Here is a 21,761-nt window from a genome sequence, read left to right as displayed (position 1 = left end):
ATGAGTCAAAATGTATATCAATTTATCGACGTAAAGCGCATTGACCCGACTAAACATCCGGTTAAGGTTCGTAAAGAAGAATTTATTGAGATTTACCAGCCTATGCAAGAAGCACAGGCTAAAGGTCAAGCAGATCGTTGTCTTGACTGTGGTAATCCTTATTGTGAATGGAAGTGTCCAGTTCATAACTACATTCCTCAATGGCTACAACTAGCCAATGAAGGAAAGATCATTGAAGCTGCTGAGCTGTCTCACAAGACCAACAGCTTACCTGAGGTTTGTGGACGTGTTTGTCCACAAGACCGCTTATGTGAAGGCGCATGTACTTTAAACAACGATTTTGGTGCGGTAACTATTGGTAGTATTGAAAAATACATCAATGACAAAGCATTTGAAATGGGTTGGCGTCCAAGTATTGAAGGTGTTGAGTTAACAGATAAAAGAGTTGCAGTTATAGGTGCGGGCCCTGCTGGTTTAGCTTGTGCTGATGTATTAGTACGTAACGGTGTTAAAGCGGTTGTGTATGACAAGTACGAAGAAATTGGTGGCTTGTTAACCTTTGGTATTCCTTCTTTCAAATTAGAAAAAGAAGTGATGGTTCGCCGTCGTGAAATCTTTGAAAGCCTAGGTGTTGAATTTGTTCTTAACACTGAAATTGGTAAAGATGTCGATTTCCAAACCTTATTAGATGACTTTGATTCTGTATTCCTTGGCGTAGGTACTTATAAGTACATTCGCGGTGGCTTACCGAACGAAGAAGCTGAAGGCGTTTACGACTCTTTACCATACTTGATTTCCAATACTCGCCAAGTAATGGGAACAACTGATTCTTGCATTGATTTCAAAGGTAAGAAAGTTGTGGTTTTAGGTGGTGGTGACACTGCGATGGACTGTGTAAGAACAGCCATAAGACAAGATGCTGACAATGTTATTTGTGCCTATCGTCGTGATGAAGCAAACATGCCAGGCTCTGCCCGTGAAGTACAAAATGCCAAAGAAGAAGGCGTCGAGTTTTTATGGAATGCACAACCGATTTCAATTGAATTAGGTGCTGACGGTAAAGCTTGTGGTGTTAAGTTTGTAAAAACACAACTTGGTCAACCTGATGAAAATGGTCGTCGTAGACCAGAAGCAATTGAAGGTTCTGAATACATTGTAGAAGCTGATGCTGTTATTCAAGCATTTGGATTCCAACCGTTAAACTTGGAATGGTTAACGCCATACGAAGTTGAATTAACAGATTGGAATACAATCAAAGCCAATGAAGAGTCACAATATCCATACCAAACAACTAACCCTAAAATATTTGCCGGTGGCGATATTGTTAGAGGTGCTGATTTAGTGGTAACGGCTATTGCTGAAGGCAGAAAAGCGGCAGAAGGTATATTGGATATGTTAGAGGTTTAAGGGTTCTAGCTGCGAGATTCGAGGTTCGAGTTGCGAGTTGCGAGGCTCAAGTTTCTCATTTAAGCCTAGATAACAAAAAAGCCGCTTACTTAAGCGGCTTTCTATTATTAACTAAGTTTTAATCCTGAGAAATCATCTGCATCAAGCAAGTATCTTATGCTTCACCATCTTCAGGGAGAAGATCATCTTCTTTGATTGTTGCTTTTAATAACAACATATCACGAAGTTTCTTTTCAATTTCTTCGGCTATTGCCACATTCTCTTTCAAGTATTTAATACAGTTTGCTTTACCTTGACCAACTTTATCACCGTTGTAAGCATACCAAGCACCAGCTTTATCAACTACGCCATGCTTAACACCAAGGTCAATTAACTCACCTTCTTTAGAAATACCTTTACCATACATGATGATAAATTCAGTTTGTTTAAATGGTGGAGCAACTTTATTTTTAACAACTTTAACTCGGGTCTCGTTACCAATAACCTCATCGCCTTCTTTAACAGAACCGATACGACGGATATCTAAACGAACAGAAGCATAGAACTTAAGTGCATTACCACCTGTTGTTGTTTCTGGGTTACCAAACATAACACCAATTTTCATACGAATTTGGTTAATGAAGATACATAAAGTATTTGAACGCTTAATGTTACCCGTTAATTTACGTAACGCTTGTGACATAAGACGTGCTTGTAGACCCATGTGCGAGTCGCCCATGTCGCCTTCAATTTCAGCCTTTGGAACTAATGCAGCTACCGAATCGACAACCAATACATCAACTGCGCCAGAGCGAACTAACATATCTGTAATTTCTAGAGCTTGCTCACCAGTATCTGGTTGAGAAACTAATAACTCGTCAACGTTAACACCTAACGCAGACGCATAAATTGGGTCTAATGCATGTTCAGCATCAACGAAGGCACAAGTTTTACCGGCTTTTTGAGCTTCAGCAATAACTTGTAATGTTAATGTTGTTTTACCTGATGATTCTGGACCGTAAATTTCAACAACACGTCCACAAGGTAAACCGCCTATGCCTAACGCGATATCTAAGCCTAATGAACCTGTAGATATAGATTCAATATCTAAAGCATTACTGTCACCCAATTTCATAATTGAGCCTTTACCAAATTGTCTTTCAATTTGTTGTAGTGCTGCGCCTAATGCTTTTTCTTTATTTGCGTCCATTACTGTCTCCGAACATGACTTGTTGTATTTGTTGATGATGTTTCAACTTAACTATGCGACAAAGTATACTGTATAATTAAACAGTATCAATAAAAATTTATTATTATTTTTATTTAATTTCCAAAATACTCTCAACAGCCATATTTAATGAGGCTTTCACGGTAGACTCTCTTACGTCATTTCTATCACCGTCAAAACAAAAAAGTTGAGTTTTACTGTGTTTTATTATCTTTTCATCCAGTAGGTACTGTATAAAAACAGCAATCCAAACAGTGCCTACAGGTTTATCTTTTGAACCACCACCAGGACCTGCAACACCACTAACTGAAATACCTACTTGGGCATTGGCAATGTTTGCTGCACCTTGCGCCATTTCAATAACCGTTTGCTCCGACACAGCCCCATATTTGTCTAACGTTGCTTGCTGCACATTAACCAACTTATGTTTTGCATCATTACTGTAGGTTATAAAAGCACAATCAAAGTAACTAGAACTGCCTGCAATCGCAGTTATCGCTTGGCTAACGCCGCCTCCAGTACAAGATTCTGCGGTGGTTACTGTCCAACCTTTATTTAGTAAAGCGGTTCCCAGTTGTTTACTTAACGATTCAATTTCAATCAATTCCAGATTCCTTATACTTTTTACGAGACACTATGCCGCTGATCTGTGACAATATACAACATTAGTCACAAATTTCATTAAGCCAAATGTCAAACTTATTCAGTCCAGAAAATATCGCTAGCCACACACCTATGATGCAACAGTTCTTAAACATGAAAAAAGATCATAAAGATATTTTGCTGTTTTATAGGATGGGTGATTTCTACGAATTGTTTTATGACGATGCTAGACGAGCGTCTGAACTGTTAGATATTTCGCTTACTAAACGCGGTGCATCGGCGGGCGAACCAATTCCAATGGCTGGCGTGCCTTATCATGCCGTTGATAACTATTTGGCTAAATTAGTACAACTAGGTGAGTCCGTTGCTATTTGTGAGCAAGTTGGCGACCCTGCCACCAGCAAAGGCCCTGTCGACAGAAAAGTGGTTCGCATAGTAACGCCTGGTACTGTTAGTGACGAAAATTTACTTAACGAACGTTTCGACAATTTAATTTGTGCTGTATTCGCCAATAAACCTAGAGCTAATTCTGCTGAGACTTACGGTGTTGCTTATTTAGATATCAACAGTGGCCGTTTTCTTATCAATCAGTTTGAACAACTTGCTGACTTGTCTGCAACCTTAACTCGTTTACAACCTGCCGAAATTTTATATCCAGAAGACTTTTCGCAGATGCAGGTGTTAAATGGCTTTAAAGGTGTACGTCGTCGTCCTGTTTGGGAATATGACTTAGAAACCTGTGAGCGTGTTTTAGTACAACAATTTCAAACCAAAGACTTACAAGGTTTTGGTATTACCAAAGCGCCTGTGGCTATTTGTGCAGCAGGCTGCTTAATGCAGTATGTACGTGACACGCAAAGAACTGCCCTGCCGCATATTCGTTCTATTACGTTGGAGTCTATCGACTCAACTATTATTTTAGACTCGGCAACACGTCGTAACTTAGAGCTCACGCAAAACCTTTCTGGCGGTACAGACAATACGTTAGCGCAAGTGTTAGATAAAACGGCAACCGCGATGGGCAGTCGTTTACTAAAACGTTGGATACATTTACCAAGACGCAATCAATTAGAAGTAAACGCCAGATTAGACGCAGTACAAGACATATTAACCCTTGGTAATGACACCTTAATCCAAGACCCACTTAAACAAATTGGTGATATTGAGCGCATAGTTGCTCGCTTAGCGCTGCGCTCTGCCCGCCCACGTGATTTAGCGCGTTTGCGTAATGCATTTAGAGTACTGCCGAGCCTGAAACAAGAATTAGATAATAACCAGGCGGTTCGTCTTAAGTCGTTAAACAATCAAATCCAATTATATCCAGAGATATTAGCGTTATTGGAAAGTGCGATTATTGAAAGTCCTCCGGTATTAATAAGAGACGGTGGCGTTATCGCCCCAGGATATAATGCAGAATTAGATGAATGGCGCGAGTTAAGTGCAGGTGCCACTAGCTTTATCGACAAGCTAGAAATATCGGAAAGAGAACGCACTGGCATTAACACGCTGAAAGTTGGCTTTAATAAGGTACACGGTTTTTATATCGACATAAGCAAAGCCTATTCTGAGCGAGTTCCGGCAGAATACGTAAGACGCCAAACATTAAAAAATAACGAACGTTACATTATTCCAGAGTTAAAAAAACACGAAGAAAAAGTGTTGTCTAGCCAAAGCAAAGCACTGGCATTGGAAAAGCGTTTATACGAATCCGTGCTGGACCAACTTGTCGATGTTATTGAAGAACTGCAAATTACCGCAGATGCTATTGCGCAAGTTGACGTATTAACCAACTTTGCCGAACGTGCTGAAACGCTAAATTACAATAAACCTGAATTAGTAGCAGGACGAGTTGTTAAAATTGAAGCGGGTCGTCATCCTGTGGTTGAGCAGGTAATGCAAACACCGTTTATTGCTAATCCGGTGCATTTACATTCAGATCGTAAGTTAGCGGTTATTACAGGCCCGAATATGGGCGGTAAATCAACCTTCATGCGTCAAATTGCACTTATTACGTTAATGGCTAACATTGGTTGTTTTGTGCCGGCGGAATCAGCTCAAATCGGCGAGATAGACCGTATCTTTACCCGTATTGGCGCGTCGGACGACTTAGCCTCTGGTCGCTCTACCTTTATGGTAGAAATGACAGAAACGGCCAACATCATGCATAACGCATCACAAAACAGTTTAGTGTTAATGGATGAAATAGGCCGAGGCACCAGCACTTACGATGGTCTTAGCCTGGCTTGGGCCAGTGCCCACTATTTATCCACTAAGATAAATGCCCTTACCTTATTCGCCACCCATTACTTTGAACTAACTGAATTTGCCGATACTCAACCAGGCGTAGTTAATGTGCACTTGGATGCGCATGAACACGGTGATGATATTGTATTTATGCATTCAGTACATGATGGCGCGGCAAGTAAAAGCTTTGGTATTCAAGTGGCTAAATTAGCTGGCTTACCAAACGAAGTATTAGCCTTTGCCAAAAACAAATTGCATCACTTAGAGTCAAATACACTGCCAGCACCACAACAAGTGCCAGAGGTTGAAGCAAACCAGCAAATGTCATTGGTTGGTACCAGTCAGTCGGATATTACTGATATTCTAAACAATACTGACTTAGACGAGTTATCACCAAGACAAGCATGGCAATTAATCAGTGAGTTAAAAAACAAACTAAAAAGTTAATAAAATCAAATTACAGTGCAGACCTGTAGAATATTTGTGACTGTGATACCCTTGGTGGAAAATAAACAACGAGGACTTTTATGCATTATTCTACTTACATCACTCTCGGCCTGTATTTTATAGCTATGTTAGCGATAGGTTTATACGCTTATCGCAAATCCACTTCTGACTTATCTGGTTACATGCTTGGCGGACGCTCATTACCTCCAGCAGTTGCAGCCTTGTCGGCAGGTGCTTCTGACATGAGTGGTTGGATCTTGATGGGATTGCCCGGCGCGATGTTTGTTTCCGGCTTAAGCAGTAGTTGGATTGCTTTTGGATTATTCCTTGGTGCGTTAGTTAACTATTTAGTGGTGGCGCCAAGACTTAGAGTCTTTACCGAAAAAGCCAAAGATGCCCTCACCGTTCCAGATTATTTTGCTAAACGTTTTAATGACCAAACTTTAACCCTTCGTTTAATTGCCTCCACTGTTATTATTATCTTCTTCACTTTGTATACTTCTTCTGGCTTAGTTGCTGGCGGTAAATTATTTGAAACCTCATTTGGCTTAGATTATTCTGTTGGTCTTATTGTTACCGCCGCCGTTGTTGTGGCCTATACCATGTTTGGTGGATTCTTAGCGGTAAGCCTTACTGACTTTGTACAAGGCTGCATCATGTTTGTCGCCGTAATTCTGGTTCCTGCTATTGCCTTTACTCAGTTTGACGGTTTATCTGAAATGACATCTATCATTAGCGCGGTCAACCCAACCTACTTTGATTGGTTTGAAGGACTCAGTTTAATTGCAATTGTATCTAGCATGGCTTGGGGCTTAGGTTACTTTGGTCAGCCTCATATTATTGTTAGATTCATGGCATTACGTTCAGTTAAAGACATGCCGACAATGCGTAATATTGGTATGGGTTGGATGTTTGTTGCGTTAGTTGGCGCACTAGCCGTTGGTTTTACTGGTGTAGCTTATGTGAATAAGTTTGATCTTGGTGAAATAGACCCAGAAACTATTTTCTTGGTTTTCTCAAATGTATTATTCCATCCTTTAATAACTGGCTTTTTACTAGCTGCTATATTGGCTGCGATTATGAGTACCATAAGTTCACAACTTCTTGTGTCATCAAGCTCTTTAACTGACGACTTTTACAAGACGTTTGTGAAGCGCGATGCGTCAGATAAAGAATTGGTAATGGTTGGTCGTTTATCTGTATTGTTAGTGTCTGTTGTCGCTGGGATATTAGCGCTAGACAGAGACAGCTCAGTATTAAGCTTAGTAAGTAACGCTTGGGCAGGTTTTGGTGCGGCGTTTGGTCCACTTATTATCTTTAGTCTTTTCTGGAATAAAATGACTAAACAAGCTGCTACCGCAGGTATGATTATTGGTGCGGTTACGGTTCTTATCTGGATTTATGCACCATTCACTATTGACGGACAATCATTAAGCAGCTGGATGTATGAAATAGTCCCAGGCTTTATTTGTTCATCTATCGCTATTTACGTTGTAACGATAATGAACCCACAACAAGAACAAGAAGTGTTAGAGCTGTTTGACGAAGTTGAACAAGAGTTCAAATAAACTCTGCTCTAGCCATATTCTAAAAATACGGTGAATTAAACAAGCATGTAATTAACCGTGAGCTAATACTAAAAAAGCCGATGACACTTAACATGTCATCGGCTTTTTTTATTGCTTGTAGTGCACTCTGATTGTTGGGATATTAAAACCATATAAAGATATGATTTAGGTGTTAACAATATGACTTTAGGAATTAGTGATCTTGAAAATTAAAGCTATTAAATTAATAAGCATTTTTGTTTTTATCAGTTTATCTGGCTATGTGAGCGCAAGTACATCAGATAGCTTCTCAGTGTTTGACACTGCTATTAACTTAGATGAGAGCTGTAACATACATATTACAAATAAATCTGGCAAGAGCTCGGTACAGAGTCCTTTTCACACTTCTGTGAATGCTGTTAAAAAGTGTCGGATAGTCACCCACCCTCATACTTCAATTGTAAATACTAAATTTATAAATGGAGGTTATATCGTCTTTGTTGAAAATAATCATACAGAACTAGAAACCTGCTTCTCAGAATACACAGCGTTTCAAATTATGAAAACGGGGGAAGTTAATATGGCAGGATTAATCAAAAGATCAGGCTCTTGTTTTCAATCAAAAGAAGGCCAAGACTTTGAGTATTTTTCAGCGAAGATTAATAAAAAGTAAGGTTTATGCCAAATATAAAATCAGAGCTCTTATAATTTGCTTTTAACTTACAGCTTAAAGCTTGTGGCGCAGCCATTCTTACAGCCTTATAGCCCTCAAGCCTTCAAACCCTAAAGCTGCTTTTCCAATCAATAAAAAACCCGCTAAACGCGGGCTTCGTAAGGTTGGGATACTTTATTGACTATTAGTTAACTAGGCTTCTACAGCAAATAAAGAAGCCATGCTTAGGCCTTCTTGTGTTGCCATGTCTTTTAGTCGACGTAGAGATTCAACTTGGATTTGACGAACTCGTTCACGAGTTAAGCCTATTTCAGCTCCCACATTTTCTAGAGTAGAAGGTTCATAACCTAGTAGGCCGAATCTACGCGCCAACACTTCTCTTTGTTTAGGGTTAAGTTGCTCTAACCAATGAACGATATTGCTACTAATGTCGTCGTCAGTGATTTTTTTCTCAGGACTTTTACCAACATTATCAGCAATAATGTCTAGTAATACTTTGTCTGAGTCGCCACCGATTGGTGTATCTACTGAGCTAATTTTTTCATTAAGACGTAACATCTTAGACACGTCTTCAACTGGCTTGTCTAGCTTTGCAGCTATGTCTTCTGCCGTTGGTTCATGATCTAATATTTGAGCTAGTTCACGTGCGGTACGTAAATAAACATTAAGTTCTTTTACTACATGAATTGGTAAACGGATTGTGCGAGTCTGATTCATAATGGCACGTTCAATTGTTTGACGTATCCACCATGTTGCATAAGTAGAAAATCTAAAGCCACGTTCTGGATCGAACTTCTCAACCGCACGAATTAAACCTAGGTTTCCTTCTTCGATTAAGTCTAATAAAGCTAATCCACGATTATTATAACGACGGGCTATTTTGACAACCAAACGTAAATTACTTTCAATCATTCTCTTACGAGAAGCTTCACAGCCTTTTAATGATTTGCGCGAAAAGAATACTTCTTCTTCTGCTGAAAGCAGTGGAGAGAATCCGATTTCACTTAAGTAAATTTGAGTTGCATCTAGGCTTTTTGGTTGCTCTGCGCTAGCAATAGCTTCAGATTTAGCAACAGAAGATGCCGGCTTGGCTTTCTTTTTTGAGGCTTTTACGATTTCTTTTTCAACTGCAGCATTGATTTCATTATCAATATCTTCAGCATCTAGTGTGATCTCTACAATTATGTCTTGACTCATGTGTAACTCCTTTAGGAGCTATTAAGGCTTGCTTAATAGTTCACTTAGTTTAACGATGAGTCCTTATCTCCTAGGTAAGTATTTGAGAGGATTTACTGAACGACCACGATGCCGGATCTCGAAGTGTAACTTCACTGAATCCGTACCAGAATCACCCATCTCTGCAATTACTTGCCCAGCCTTAACCCAGTCCTGTTCTTTGACATTAATAGACCGGTTATGGGCATAAGCACTCAAATAATCGTCATTGTGTTTAACAATAACTAAATTTCCGTAACCTCTAAGCGCACTACCAGAGTAAACCACTTTGCCGTCTGCTGCAGCAATAATTGGATCACCCGCCTTACCACCAAAATCGAGACCCTTATTACCATTTTTCTTGGTTGAGTACTGTTCGATTATGTTTCCTTGACTCGGGTAACGCCACTTGCGCACCTTCGAAGGAAAAAGGTCTTTTTGTTTAATTATTATTTGTTTCTGACCTTGCTGTTTTTTACCGTAACTCACTGAATTTTCATTTGCAATAGTTTTTTTATTATTTATTGTATTTGTTACTACATTGGTAACTACCTGTTTTTTAGCATCATTATCGCCTGAGACTTTGTCTTTACTGGCCTGTAAGGAAATAACTTGGCCAGGGAATATTTGGTACGGTTCAGGTATATTATTTAGTCTAGCAAGACGGCGGAAGTCTATCCCCGCTTGCCATGCGATGGCATATAACGTCTCTCCAGGTTGCACTTTATATTCAGAACTGGTTAATGTTCCTTTATCTGAATCATCGTAGACAGCAATGGCATTATTTATTTGTACAATAGGTGCAGGGGATTTTCGTGAGTTACACCCAGACAATAAAAATACAAAAATAATGATGACAACTAAATAATATTTCATACGTTAACTAACTTGTTTATATCCGATCAAAAGTACAATTAAGGCGATAACAACCCAACCAATTATATCTACGTACTGACGTATTTTGTGTTCCATCTTTTCACCGCCCCAATACAAAATTCCAGCAACTAGGAAGAATCGCATTGAACGACCAACGGCTGATGCGAACAGAAAAGGTAAAAATGCCATCGACAACATGCCGGCACTGACTGTAAAAATTTTAAATGGAATTGGTGTAAAACCTGCTAAAAACACAATCCAAACACCATAATCAACAAAGTACTGGGTAATTGTTGCAAACTTAGCCTGATATCCCATCAGTTCTATAAATGGCAATACAACCGGCTCATATAAATATGCCCCTAATAAGTAACCAACTACGCCACCTAATATTGAACTAATACTGGTTAAACTGGCTAACCACCACGCTTTATGTGGTCGAGCTAATACCATAGGCGCCAACATAACATCTGGCGGTATTGGGAAAAATATTGACTCAGAAAATGTCAGCACAGCAAGGTAAACACTGGCGTACTTATGTTTAGCCCAACGTAGACAAGCATCGTATAAGGAAGTAAATATTTTCATTACAAGGTATCTCCAGATACTAGAGGTACGAATTTAACCGACTCCCAGTGCTTTTCAATAAAGTCATCGCCTTGGCGAACTACCGTAACTAAGGTCTGTGTTTCACCACCAACAGGCAATACCATTAATCCACCATCTGCTAACTGTAGCTTTAGCTGCTCTGGTATTGAAGTTGGTGCCGCTGTCACGATAATAGCTTGAAATGGTGCTTTAGAATGCCAACCTTGCCAACCATCACCGTGTTTCATTTGTACGTTGTAAATATCCAACTGTTGTAGTTTACGCTTAGCATTAAATTGTAACTGGCGTATACGTTCCACTGAGCTGACTTTGTCAAATACACGACCAAGAATAGCAGCTTGGTAACCAGAGCCTGTGCCAATTTCTAATACGTCTGTAGTTACACCATGCTCAACTAACATTTGTGTCATCTTGCCAACAATATAAGGCTGTGAAATAGTTTGCCCTTGGCCTATTGGTAAAGCTGTATTTTCATAAGCTTTATGCGCCAATATTTGATCAACAAATAAATGTCTCGGCACGCTAGAAATAGCGTCTAATACTTTTTGATTGCTAATGCCCAACGACTTAAGTTGTTGCGCTAATTTGTCACCACTGTTTGCAAATTGATTCATACTAATTACTTTTCAACTTTTCTGCCCAATCCGACACATTTTCTATACTTTCAAATGCAGTCATATCTATCTTTAATGGCGTTATTGACACTTTATTGTTATTAATTGCATGAAAGTCAGTCCCTTGCGTTGCATCAAGTTCTTGCCCTAATTTGCCATACCAATAAATATCTCGTCCCCAAGGATCTTGCTGTTTTTGCATTAATTCTGCTTTATGACGAGAGCCTAAACGCGTAACTTTAAAACCTTGGAGTTGCTCAAAACTAACGTCTGGAACATTTACATTTAATATTTGATCCGACGGTATTGGATGAGCTATTAAATTTTCCACCACTTGCTTTGCTACCTTAGCAGCACAAACTAGGTTTGCATCATCATGACTGGCTAATGACATAGCAACGGCTGGTAAGCCTAAATGACGACCTTCCGCTGCTGCGGCAACGGTGCCACTATAAAAAGTATCATCACCTAAATTAGCGCCATGATTTACGCCAGCGACTACAATATCTGGCGCCTCATCCATTAACTGGCTAATGGCTAAATGCACACAGTCGGTTGGTGTACCATTTACACTATAAAAACCGTTGGCGTGTTGCTGTACTCTTAATGGATTAATTAACGTCAGTGAGCTACTTGCGCCACTGTGGTTTCTATCAGGAGCAACAACGGTAACTTTGCCTAATTTAGATAGCTCTTGGTATAAAGCATCTAAACCAGGAGCAAAAACACCATCGTCATTGCTGACTAATATATTCATGAATACTCCTGAATAAAATCAACACATTCACGTAAAATGGAAGTGGCAAAGCAGCCTGTAGGTAAGTCAAAACTTACTAGCAGATCATTGCCCTTTACCAACCAAGTTAAATTATCAGGGTTTAATAAGATGCTGCGTCTTTCTTGTTTTAGTCCATTGTCCACTAACATTTTCTGCCAGTTTGCATGTTGACCTGCCACTTGAGTTTCTAGCTCTAACACTTGCCCTTTGGTTTCAAATTCACCTTTACCAAATAAAGGAGCTGAAACCTGAATATCATTTTCTTGTAAACGTTGAGTGATTTTATCATCAACATCTTGGCTGAAATACGAGTTGGAGCCAGTTAGAATAAACACATCACCGTTCAGCGCTTTATCAAAAAGCTTTTGTTTTAAACGTTCATTGACCACTTCATTGAAGATATAAGAACGGCTAGCTGATAAGGCAAAGCCTTTGATCTTTCGGTTCTTAATATCTTCACCAGCCGACATTCTGTCAGCCCAGTTCAGGTTATTACCTTTAAAGCCAAATCGTTGCAGACCAAAGTAATTAGGGACACCTTGCGTTTTAATTTGTTCTAAACGGCCAATTGTGTCGATAACATCGGTTATATCCTTCAAAAGGATGTCGAAGTGATTAGACTTTAACGCACCTATTTTTAACTTTTTAATATGGCGAGAATGCTCAATCAAACGAATATTCTCAGTACCAAGTTTAGTAAGGTCAATGTTTTGAGTTATGTTCATTTGTATTGAGAACCATTGACGCGATATCGACTGTTTATCTTTTAGTCCGGCATAACCTATATCTCGTAAACGGCGACCAAAAAACTTAGCTAAATATTCACATACTTGGTGTGTATTAAGCTCTGTTTTTTCTATTAATAAAAATACGTTTTCGCCACTACCGGTTAATTCAAAACCTAAATTTTCGGTGACAACAAAATCTTCAGGAATGGTTTTAAATTTAGCGCTGGCTTTTGGTTTGCCATGTAAATAGGCCCAATGTTCAAAGGACCAATCTTTGAAAAATTCAGCGGGCGTTTTTGTTTGCTCACTTGGTAAAGATGTTGTTTCTTCTTTAGATACTGCTGTCGGTGAAGTTTGCTCTGTCATTATACTGATTCCATTAAGACAACTGCATGCACAGAGATCCCTTCTTTTCGGCCTTCAAATCCAAGTTTCTCAGTGGTGGTGGCTTTTACTGAAACTTGGCCTAATTCTGCGTTTAAATCTTCGGCTAATGTACTTCTCATTAGTTCAATATGAGGAGCCATTTTTGGAGCTTGTGCCACTATGGTTAAATCACAGTTACCAAGCTTAAAACCATGTTGCTGCGCTAGGTTAACTACATGACGTAGCAATATGCGGCTGTCTATATTTTCGTATTGATCCGATGTATCAGGAAAATGCTTACCTATATCGCCCAGTGCAAGTGCACCTAATATGGCGTCGCATAAAGCATGGATTGCCACATCACCATCTGAGTGCGCGATAAAACCTTGGGTATAAGGCACTTTCACGCCCGCTAATGTTATTGGGCCTTCTTCGCCAAATTTGTGAACGTCGTAACCAAAACCGATTTTAAAACTCATTAATTTTACTCTTTATATAATACTCAGCTAACTCAAGATCTTCGGGCTGGGTAATTTTAATATTTTTGCCACTGCCTGCAACGATTGCAACGGGAAAACCAGCTAATTCTAATGCTGATGCCTCATCGGTAATCGCCGGATTAATTACACCGTCACTCGAGATTTGTTCTGAAAGTGCTTTATGCAATTGCTTAACATCACAGCACTGCGGTGTTAAGGCATGCCATAAGTTTTCACGGTCTTCTGTTTTGTTTATTAAATTTGAATTGCTAATTGTACGCTTCATGGTGTCTCGTACTTGAGTTGCTAAAATGCCCGCATGATTATTAGTAAAACATTCGCGGGCTAAATTCAGAATATCTTTTTGCTCTAAACATGGCCTTGCTGCGTCGTGCACCATAACCCATGAACCATTTTTATTACGTAAATAATCCAACGCATTAAACACTGAATTAGCGCGTTCTTTACCACCTAATACCGTATGGATTTTAGGGTGTTTGGCTAGTTCTAACGTTGCGAACTGTTCGTCATGTTCTGCGATTGCGACCACGACTTCGTCAACCTGTGGCATATCTAAAAAACAATGGATGGTATGTTCAAGGACGGTTTTATTCATTAATGGTAAATATTGCTTTGCCATATTGGCTTGCATGCGTTTACCAATTCCAGATGCGGGAATAACGACTGAGAAAGTTTGGGCCAACGCCATTTATTTTTTCTCTTTGTTGCTAGGCACTAAACGAAAGAAAGTTTCGTTTTCTCGGATCATACCGAGTTCGTTCCTTGCTCTTTCTTCTATACCTTCAAGACCCACTTTTAGATCTTTTACGTCCGCGTCTAACAACTCATTACGTTTTAATAATTCGTCATTACCAGACTTAAGTTTGGTTACTTCCGTACGATTAGCGCTATAAAATTGCAGGCCGTTATGTCCAAACCAGAAACGGTATTGGATTAATAAAAATACTACGATTAAAATAAAATTAACAATTCGCACAGAGTTATCACTTTTAACTGATTCGATTCTGTATTATGCAAAGGATACAGCCAGATTGAAAGGTATAGATACGGTTTTAGTGGTTATTTTTTTAAGGTAAGTAATTTAGAAAAATGTTGCCAATTGATCCGACTAGCTAGGAGCATTTCTCGCAGGGATAATAATCTTGGTGATGTTCTGCGTTGATTTAACCATTGATGACCGCAACACGCCGCTGACATGATTGCTTTGTTGGGTTTTAACAACAGCTTATAGTAAATGTTAGAGTCTACGTTTTGATGCCCGCTTAATTTAAACCAGCCATGTTCATTACAATGTACCTGACCATTTTCTAAGTCTATTTCATCAATTGTGTCTAACACGATCTGTTCTATTCCATAATGACTTACAGAAATAGGGATGACGAGCGCCATTTTTGCGTGTTCGGTATAAAACGATTCGGTTTTATCTTGTTGGATTTTTAATGAATGAGGTTTTACTGACTGGGCGCTGATCCAAGAACCATTTTGGCTGTCTAAATCTAACGGTGTGTATAATTCACTAATATGCTCTGCGGCTTTTTTTATATAAAAAGACATGGAGCCGAGACGTTTCTTTAATAACTCAGCGTTAAGTTCACTGTCTTGTGACAAACGTGTTAACTCTCTTTCATATAAGGCGTTAGATAGCTCAGCAAATATTTGCTGTCCGGTTCTTTGTTGCCATAAAAAGCGTTGGTTACGTGAGTCAGTCATAGATTAACTATAGCGTTATATTATTAAGTCCCCAATAAAAAAGGAGTGCAAATTGCACTCCTTTTATTGGGCAAGCAGTTACGCTTGGCCTTTGATCTCTGAACGACCACGGTAAGCAACGTTACTTAGTTGCTCTTCAATACGTAGTAATTGGTTGTATTTAGCAACACGGTCAGAACGACATAAAGAACCAGTCTTAATTTGACCAGCTGCTGTACCAACGGCTAAATCAGCAATGGTAGTATCTTCAGTTTCACCACTACGGTGAGAAATAACAACTGAGAAACCAGCTTCTTTCGCCATACGGATAGCTTCTAATGTTTCAGTCAACGTACCGATTTGGTTAAACTTGATTAGGATTGAATTACCAACACCTTTCTCAATACCTTCACGTAAAATCTTAGTATTAGTAACAAATAAATCATCACCAACTAATTGAACTTTCTCGCCAATCTTGTCAGTTAATAATTTCCAGCCATCCCAATCAGATTCGTCTAGACCATCTTCAATTGAAAGAATTGGGTATTTGTTGCTTAGCTCAGCTAAGTAATCACAGAATTCAGCTGAATTGAATTTCTTGCCTTCGCCTTTCATGTTGTAAACACCGTCAGAATAGAATTCTGATGCTGCACAATCTAGCGCGAGAGTTACGTCTTCGTTTAGTTTGTAGCCAGCGCGTTCAACAGCTAGTTCAATAACGGTTAATGCTTCTTCGTTAGACGCTAAGTTTGGAGCAAAACCACCTTCATCACCAACAGCCGTATTTAAGCCTTTTTCGCTTAATACTTTCTTAAGTGTGTGGAAGATTTCAGCACCCATACGTAACGCTTCACGGAATGAAGTCGCTGATACAGGTTGGATCATGAATTCTTGAATATCAACGTTGTTATCTGCGTGTTCGCCACCGTTGATGATATTCATCATAGGTACTGGCATAGAGAACTCACCAGAAGTACCGTTTAAGTCAGCGATGTGTTCAAACAATGCGATGCCATTTTCTAATGCTGCAGCTTTAGCATTTGCTAATGAAACTGCCAATATTGCATTTGCACCTAATACCGCTTTGTTGTCTGTACCATCTAAATCTAACATAGCTTGGTCAACAGCAACTTGTAGTTGAGCGTCTTTACCAATAACAGCAGGTGCTATCTTGTCATTAATGTTACTAACAGCAGTTAATACGCCTTTACCTAAGTAACGAGCTTTATCACCATCACGTAATTCTAGAGCTTCACGCGAACCTGTTGATGCGCCAGATGGAGCAACTGCACGACCAAACGCACCAGATTCTAAATATACATCAGCTTCAACCGTAGGGTTTCCGCGTGAATCCATGATCTCACGACCAATTACTTTAACTATTTGAGACATTCCCATTCCTTATTCAAAAAGAACGCAGCTTAAGGCTGCGTTTTATTTATTATTTATAGTTCTATTTATTTTTTACAAACTCACCAGCGGCGCCGACAAACCCTTCAAACAAAGGATGTCCGTCCCTTGGTGTTGACGTAAACTCTGGATGGAACTGACCAGCTACATAAAAAGGATGATCTGGAAGTTCTATCATTTCTACTAGCTTTTTATCTTCCGATAATCCACCAAACACCAAACCAGCTTTTTCTAACTGCTCAATGTAATTATTATTCACTTCGTATCTATGACGATGACGTTCAACAATCCATTCGCTACCATAAACTTCACGGGCTTTGGACTTAGGCTTAAGATAACACTTTTGTGCGCCTAAACGCATCGTACCACCTAGGTCTGATTTTGCATTACGCATTTCAACTTGGCCTTCAGCATCTAACCATTCTGTAATTAAGCCAACAACCGGATGTGGGCTGTCTGGATTAAATTCAGTTGAGTGCGCATCAGTCAAGCCTGCAACGTTACGAGCAAATTCAATTAACGCTAATTGCATGCCTAAACAAATACCTAAATAAGGCACTTTGTTTTCACGTGCGTATTGAGCCGCTAACATTTTACCTTCAGTACCACGCTCACCAAATCCACCAGGGACAAGTATCGCGTCTAAATCTTTAAGGATATGAGGACCTTTCACCATAACATCTTGAGCATCAACGTAATGGATGTTAACGGTTAAACGTTTTTTCAAGCCAGCATGTTTTAATGCTTCGTTAACTGATTTATAAGCATCTGGTAATTCAACATACTTACCAACCATACCTATGTTTACTTCACCTGATGGGTTAGATTCAGCATAAAGCACTTGTTCCCACTCAACCAAATCAGCTTCTGGTGCATCAATGTGAAAACGACGACATACTAAATCATCCAAACCTTGTGATTTTAACAACGCAGGAATTTGGTAAATTGAGCTTACGTCTTTAAGACTAATAACTGCTTTTTCTTCAACATTGGTAAACAAAGAGATTTTTGCTCTTTCGTTTGCTGGAATAGCACGGTCAGAACGACATACTAAAATGTCTGGTTGAATACCAATAGAACGTAATTCTTTAACTGAATGCTGTGTTGGCTTAGTTTTGATTTCGCCTGCAGTGCCTAGGTAAGGCACTAAAGTTAAATGCATATACATTGCATTCTCACGGCCAACTTCTGTACCTAACTGACGTAAAGCTTCCAAAAATGGTAGAGATTCAATATCGCCTACTGTGCCGCCAACTTCAACGATAGCAATATCTCGGCCTTCTGCGCCAGCAACAACACGAGCTTTAATCTCGTTAGTAATGTGCGGTATAACCTGGATAGTGGCACCTAAATAATCACCACGACGTTCACGAGCCAATACGTCTTGATAAACGCGGCCTTGAGTGAAGTTGTTTTTCTTAGTCATTTTATTACGAATAAAACGTTCGTAATGACCTAAATCTAAATCTGTTTCTGCGCCATCTTCTGTAACAAATACTTCACCGTGTTGGATTGGGCTCATGGTGCCTGGGTCAACATTAATATATGGGTCAAGCTTTAGAATAGTTACATTTAAACCGCGCGCTTCTAAAATTGCAGCTAAAGATGCCGCAGCAATACCTTTGCCTAAAGAAGAAACAACGCCACCAGTAACGAATATATATCGAGTAGTCATACAAACCTTAAAAATTAGACTGCTAAACTTGGAAACATCACAAACAACAACGAAAAAAGCATCACTTGAATAAAATTTAAGCGATTAATTATTTGTTTTTGGATGTGTGGTCAGGATGGGATGAAAGTATACCAAACGCACACAAATTCAACAATCTAGAATATCGATTTATTACGATATTTTATTACTCATTTTTTAAACCAAGCTGACTAAGTTAACACTTAACCAACTTGGCTTATCTTACACTTTAACCAACTAAAGCTAACAAGATACCTGCTGCTACAGCTGAGCCTAAAACCCCTGCTACATTTGGTCCCATTGCGTGCATTAACAAGAAGTTATGAGGATTGGCTTCTAGGCCAACCTTATTCACGACTCGAGCTGCCATTGGAACCGCAGATACGCCTGCTGCACCTAATAATGGATTAATTGGCTGTTTACTAAATTTAGACATTAATTTAGCCATTAAGACACCCGCTGCGGTACCGATACTAAATGCGATAGCTCCTAAACCTAAAATACCTAGCGTTTCTAGAGTTAAAAACTTCTCTGCACTTAGTTTTGAACCAACGGCTAATCCTAAAAAGATGGTAACAATATTAATGAGTTCATTTTGGGCTGTGTTACTTAATCTATCAACCACACCAGATTCTTTCATTAAGTTACCTAAGCAGAACATCCCCACTAATGGTGCAGCAGCCGGCAATAACATCGCCGATAAGAAAAGTACAGCAAGAGGAAAGATCATTTTTTCCTTTTTACTAACAACGCGTAGTTGCTCCATTTTTATCTTACGTTCATCTACTGTAGTTAACGCTTTCATGATTGGCGGTTGAATAATTGGAACCAAAGCCATGTATGAGTATGCAGCAACGGCAATAGCACCTAATAAATCAGGCGCTAGCTTGGATGCTAAGAATATAGCGGTGGGCCCGTCGGCACCACCAATGATGGCAATAGCCGATGCGTCTTGTAAGCTAAAATCAAAACCTGGAATTAGATTTAACAAGATAGCGCCAAATAAGGTCGCAAAAATACCAAACTGGGCGGCAGCACCTAATAACAACATTTTAGGATTTGCAATTAGCGCGCTAAAGTCTGTCATAGCGCCAACTCCCATAAATATTAATAATGGGAATACACCCGTTTCAATACCTACGTGGTAAATGTAATAAAGCAATCCGCCTTCATCATTAAAACCGGCTAATGGGATATTCGCTAAAATAGCGCCAAAACCAATAGGCAATAATAAAAGTGGTTCAAAGCCTTTTGCTATTGCTAAAAATAGTAAAAGTAACCCAACCGCCATCATTATGATTTGGCCGAATTCAAAGTGTGCTAGGGCTGTTGATTCCCAAAGCGTTTGTAAACCTTCCATTTTTCTATCCTAGTGTAAGCAAGACATCGCCAGTCGTAACTGCGTCGCCTTCTTTAATATTTATAGAAGCAATTGTGCCAGAAGACGCTGCGCGTACTTCCGTTTCCATTTTCATGGCTTCCATAATGATCACAACATCACCATCTTCCACAACACTACCTGGAGACACTAAGATTTTAAATATATTACCGGCTAACGGTGCATTCAGTGTTTCACCCGCATTTACCGTTGTATGTTGAGTATGCGCTTCATCTTTTTGAGCGCCATGTACAACACTGGTTAATTCGCCAGTTGGAGCTACAACAACTTCATATACTTTGCCATCAACAGAAACACTATATGCTTCTGGTGCATCATCATTAGATGTTGATTTTGTTTGTTTAGGTGTGTCAATTTCACCCGTTGGAACAGGCTCAAATGCGGCAGGATTATTACGATTTTCTAAAAACTTAAGGCCTATTTGTGGGAAAAGAGCATAAGTTAGTACATCGTCAATTTTTTCATCAGCAAGGATAAGGCCCTTTTCTGAGGCAAGCACATCTAACTCGTCAGTTAATTTAACTAACTCATCTTCAATGTTATCCGCAGGACGACACGTAATAGCTTCAGCACCATCTAACACTCTAGCTTGTAATTCAGCGTCTACAGGTGCTGCTGTCGCACCGTACTCACCTTTTAATACGCCAGCTGTTTCTTTGGTAATCGACTTATAACGTTCACCCGTCAATACGTTTAATACCGCTTGAGTGCCAACAATTTGTGATGTTGGTGTTACTAAAGGAATTTGCCCTAAGTCTTTACGAACTTTAGGTATTTCTTTTAGCACCTCATCCATTCTATCTTCAGCGCCCTGCTCACGAAGTTGGCTTTCCATGTTTGTTAACATGCCGCCAGGTACTTGAGCTAATAAAATACGTGAATCAACCCCTTTTAAGCTGCCTTCAAATTTTGCATATTTCTTTCTTACTTCTCTGAAGTAAGCGGCAATTTCAGCTAATAACACTAAATCTAAACCTGTATCTCTATCTGTTCCTTCAACAATGGCTACCATAGTTTCTGTTGGACTGTGGCCGTACGTCATACTCATTGAAGAGATAGCTGAGTCCAGCATGTCGATACCTGAGTCAATCGCTTTTTGATACGTTGCCGTAGATAAGCCAGTGGTTGCATGACATTGCATTGCAATTGGTAAATCAATTGTCGATTTTAACGTTGTAATTAGTTCTTCACATTCATAAGGTCTTAATAAACCCGCCATGTCTTTAATACAAATAGAGTGACAACCCATGTCTTCTAATTTTTTGGCCATGTCTACCCAAGTTTGTAAGTTGTGAACTGGGCTAACGGTATATGAAATTGTACCTTGTGCGTGAGCACCTACATCAACGGCTGATTTAACGGCAGTTTCTAGATTTCTGATGTCATTCATCGCATCAAAAATTCTAAATATATCTACGCCGTTAGTGTGAGCGCGCTCAACAAATTTTCTAACTACATCATCAGCATAATGGCGGTAACCTAATAAGTTTTGGCCACGTAATAACATTTGCTGTTTTGTGTTTGGCATTGCTTGCTTTAAAGCTCGAATACGTTCCCACGGATCTTCACCAAGGTATCGAATACAAGAGTCGAACGTAGCGCCGCCCCAAGATTCCATTGACCAAAAGCCAACCTGATCTAATTTACCTGCAATTGGTAGCATATCTTCCAAACGCATTCTGGTTGCAAGTAAAGATTGATGTGCATCACGCAACACCAACTCAGTAAGTAACAATGGCTTTTTCATGTTCATTCC

General features: G+C 39.5%; 20 protein-coding genes. 4 read left to right on the top strand and 16 right to left on the bottom strand.

The window, feature by feature from the left end:
- Positions 1-1,407 (top strand): FAD-dependent oxidoreductase, encoded by a 1,407-nt coding sequence (locus tag BTO11_RS06090; RefSeq protein WP_105051768.1) that lies wholly within the window; start codon positions 1-3, stop codon positions 1,405-1,407.
- Positions 1,408-1,561: 154 nt separating this feature from the next.
- Here BTO11_RS06090 and recA read toward each other — a convergent pair whose 3' ends face one another.
- Together recA and BTO11_RS06080 are read right to left on the bottom strand one after the other, a co-directional pair.
- Positions 1,562-2,596, bottom strand: a complete 1,035-nt coding sequence (gene recA, locus BTO11_RS06085; RefSeq protein ID WP_105051767.1) for a recombinase RecA — start codon at positions 2,594-2,596, stop codon at positions 1,562-1,564.
- A gap of 109 nt (positions 2,597-2,705) precedes the next feature.
- On the bottom strand, positions 2,706-3,224 hold the full coding sequence (locus tag BTO11_RS06080; protein WP_105051766.1) for a CinA family protein: 519 nt from the start codon (positions 3,222-3,224) through the stop codon (positions 2,706-2,708).
- Between the two features lie 80 nt (positions 3,225-3,304).
- Between BTO11_RS06080 and mutS the strand changes: the two genes are divergently transcribed.
- The 3 genes from mutS (at position 3,305) to BTO11_RS06065 (ending at position 8,128) form a co-directional block, all read left to right on the top strand.
- Positions 3,305-5,908: a DNA mismatch repair protein MutS gene (gene mutS / locus BTO11_RS06075; RefSeq protein WP_105051765.1), complete on the top strand. Its 2,604-nt coding sequence runs from the start codon at positions 3,305-3,307 to the stop codon at positions 5,906-5,908.
- 80 nt (positions 5,909-5,988) lie between these two features.
- A complete protein-coding gene (gene putP, locus BTO11_RS06070) occupies positions 5,989-7,476 on the top strand; it encodes a sodium/proline symporter PutP (RefSeq protein WP_105051764.1) in 1,488 nt (495 codons plus the stop codon).
- 202 nt (positions 7,477-7,678) lie between these two features.
- Positions 7,679-8,128: a hypothetical protein gene (locus tag BTO11_RS06065; protein WP_105051763.1), complete on the top strand. Its 450-nt coding sequence runs from the start codon at positions 7,679-7,681 to the stop codon at positions 8,126-8,128.
- Between the two features lie 192 nt (positions 8,129-8,320).
- On the opposite strand, the gene rpoS is transcribed toward BTO11_RS06065, so the two are convergent.
- The 14 genes from rpoS to oadA all read right to left on the bottom strand — a co-directional run bounded on the left by rpoS (position 8,321) and on the right by oadA (position 21,752).
- Positions 8,321-9,325, bottom strand: a complete 1,005-nt coding sequence (rpoS, locus tag BTO11_RS06060; protein ID WP_105051762.1) for an RNA polymerase sigma factor RpoS — start codon at positions 9,323-9,325, stop codon at positions 8,321-8,323.
- Positions 9,326-9,388: 63 nt separating this feature from the next.
- A complete protein-coding gene (locus tag BTO11_RS06055) occupies positions 9,389-10,219 on the bottom strand; it encodes a peptidoglycan DD-metalloendopeptidase family protein (protein ID WP_105051761.1) in 831 nt (276 codons plus the stop codon).
- A 3-nt stretch (positions 10,220-10,222) separates the two neighbouring features.
- Complete coding sequence (locus tag BTO11_RS06050) at positions 10,223-10,807, bottom strand: YqaA family protein (protein ID WP_105051760.1); 585 nt, start codon at positions 10,805-10,807, stop codon at positions 10,223-10,225.
- A complete protein-coding gene (locus BTO11_RS06045; protein ID WP_105051759.1) occupies positions 10,807-11,442 on the bottom strand; it encodes a protein-L-isoaspartate(D-aspartate) O-methyltransferase in 636 nt (211 codons plus the stop codon). Before BTO11_RS06045 ends, BTO11_RS06050 begins: the two co-directional genes overlap by 1 nt.
- Before the next feature lies 1 nt (position 11,443).
- Complete coding sequence (gene surE, locus BTO11_RS06040) at positions 11,444-12,199, bottom strand: 5'/3'-nucleotidase SurE (RefSeq protein WP_105051758.1); 756 nt, start codon at positions 12,197-12,199, stop codon at positions 11,444-11,446.
- Positions 12,196-13,314 carry a tRNA pseudouridine(13) synthase TruD gene (truD, locus tag BTO11_RS06035; protein WP_105051757.1) on the bottom strand — a complete coding sequence of 373 codons (1,119 nt, stop codon included), beginning with the start codon at positions 13,312-13,314 and terminating at the stop codon, positions 12,196-12,198. The genes surE and truD overlap by 4 nt, the downstream gene beginning before the upstream one ends.
- Positions 13,314-13,793, bottom strand: coding sequence for a 2-C-methyl-D-erythritol 2,4-cyclodiphosphate synthase (ispF, locus tag BTO11_RS06030; RefSeq protein ID WP_105051756.1), 480 nt, complete (start codon positions 13,791-13,793; stop codon positions 13,314-13,316). The genes truD and ispF overlap by 1 nt, the downstream gene beginning before the upstream one ends.
- The gene (ispD, locus tag BTO11_RS06025) at positions 13,783-14,502 is read right to left on the bottom strand and encodes a 2-C-methyl-D-erythritol 4-phosphate cytidylyltransferase (protein ID WP_105051755.1); all 720 of its coding nucleotides are present in this window, start codon (positions 14,500-14,502) and stop codon (positions 13,783-13,785) included. Before ispD ends, ispF begins: the two co-directional genes overlap by 11 nt.
- The gene (gene ftsB / locus BTO11_RS06020; protein ID WP_105051754.1) at positions 14,503-14,790 is read right to left on the bottom strand and encodes a cell division protein FtsB; all 288 of its coding nucleotides are present in this window, start codon (positions 14,788-14,790) and stop codon (positions 14,503-14,505) included.
- An 83-nt stretch (positions 14,791-14,873) separates the two neighbouring features.
- A complete protein-coding gene (locus BTO11_RS06015; protein ID WP_105051753.1) occupies positions 14,874-15,524 on the bottom strand; it encodes a hypothetical protein in 651 nt (216 codons plus the stop codon).
- Between the two features lie 78 nt (positions 15,525-15,602).
- Positions 15,603-16,895: a phosphopyruvate hydratase gene (eno, locus tag BTO11_RS06010; RefSeq protein ID WP_105051752.1), complete on the bottom strand. Its 1,293-nt coding sequence runs from the start codon at positions 16,893-16,895 to the stop codon at positions 15,603-15,605.
- Positions 16,896-16,956: 61 nt separating this feature from the next.
- Complete coding sequence (locus BTO11_RS06005) at positions 16,957-18,588, bottom strand: CTP synthase (protein WP_105051751.1); 1,632 nt, start codon at positions 18,586-18,588, stop codon at positions 16,957-16,959.
- Between the two features lie 247 nt (positions 18,589-18,835).
- Positions 18,836-19,966: a sodium ion-translocating decarboxylase subunit beta gene (locus tag BTO11_RS06000; protein WP_105051750.1), complete on the bottom strand. Its 1,131-nt coding sequence runs from the start codon at positions 19,964-19,966 to the stop codon at positions 18,836-18,838.
- A 4-nt stretch (positions 19,967-19,970) separates the two neighbouring features.
- Positions 19,971-21,752, bottom strand: coding sequence for a sodium-extruding oxaloacetate decarboxylase subunit alpha (gene oadA / locus BTO11_RS05995; RefSeq protein WP_105051749.1), 1,782 nt, complete (start codon positions 21,750-21,752; stop codon positions 19,971-19,973).
- Positions 21,753-21,761: the final 9 nt, after the last annotated feature.

The sequence above is a fragment of the Psychrosphaera saromensis genome (assembly GCF_002954545.1).
In the GTDB taxonomy this organism is placed as follows: Bacteria; Pseudomonadota; Gammaproteobacteria; order Enterobacterales; family Alteromonadaceae; genus Psychrosphaera; species Psychrosphaera saromensis.
This window is presented reverse-complemented; position numbering and strand designations above follow the sequence as displayed.

Bases quoted from the DNA above. Each gene is read 5' to 3' on its own strand.
- BTO11_RS06000 (WP_105051750.1), bottom strand. From the start codon at position 19,966: ATGGAAGGTTTACAAACGCTTTGGGAATCAACAGCCCTAGCACACTTT.
- BTO11_RS06090 (WP_105051768.1), top strand. From the start codon at position 1: ATGAGTCAAAATGTATATCAATTTATCGACGTAAAGCGCATTGACCCG.
- recA (WP_105051767.1), bottom strand. From the start codon at position 2,596: ATGGACGCAAATAAAGAAAAAGCATTAGGCGCAGCACTACAACAAATT.
- surE (WP_105051758.1), bottom strand. From the start codon at position 12,199: ATGAATATATTAGTCAGCAATGACGATGGTGTTTTTGCTCCTGGTTTA.
- BTO11_RS06005 (WP_105051751.1), bottom strand. From the start codon at position 18,588: ATGACTACTCGATATATATTCGTTACTGGTGGCGTTGTTTCTTCTTTA.
- BTO11_RS06015 (WP_105051753.1), bottom strand. From the start codon at position 15,524: ATGACTGACTCACGTAACCAACGCTTTTTATGGCAACAAAGAACCGGA.
- BTO11_RS06050 (WP_105051760.1), bottom strand. From the start codon at position 10,807: ATGAAAATATTTACTTCCTTATACGATGCTTGTCTACGTTGGGCTAAA.
- truD (WP_105051757.1), bottom strand. From the start codon at position 13,314: ATGACAGAGCAAACTTCACCGACAGCAGTATCTAAAGAAGAAACAACA.
- eno (WP_105051752.1), bottom strand. From the start codon at position 16,895: ATGTCTCAAATAGTTAAAGTAATTGGTCGTGAGATCATGGATTCACGC.
- putP (WP_105051764.1), top strand. From the start codon at position 5,989: ATGCATTATTCTACTTACATCACTCTCGGCCTGTATTTTATAGCTATG.
- ispF (WP_105051756.1), bottom strand. From the start codon at position 13,793: ATGAGTTTTAAAATCGGTTTTGGTTACGACGTTCACAAATTTGGCGAA.
- BTO11_RS06045 (WP_105051759.1), bottom strand. From the start codon at position 11,442: ATGAATCAATTTGCAAACAGTGGTGACAAATTAGCGCAACAACTTAAG.
- BTO11_RS06055 (WP_105051761.1), bottom strand. From the start codon at position 10,219: ATGAAATATTATTTAGTTGTCATCATTATTTTTGTATTTTTATTGTCT.
- mutS (WP_105051765.1), top strand. From the start codon at position 3,305: ATGTCAAACTTATTCAGTCCAGAAAATATCGCTAGCCACACACCTATG.
- ispD (WP_105051755.1), bottom strand. From the start codon at position 14,502: ATGGCGTTGGCCCAAACTTTCTCAGTCGTTATTCCCGCATCTGGAATT.
- rpoS (WP_105051762.1), bottom strand. From the start codon at position 9,325: ATGAGTCAAGACATAATTGTAGAGATCACACTAGATGCTGAAGATATT.
- oadA (WP_105051749.1), bottom strand. From the start codon at position 21,752: ATGAAAAAGCCATTGTTACTTACTGAGTTGGTGTTGCGTGATGCACAT.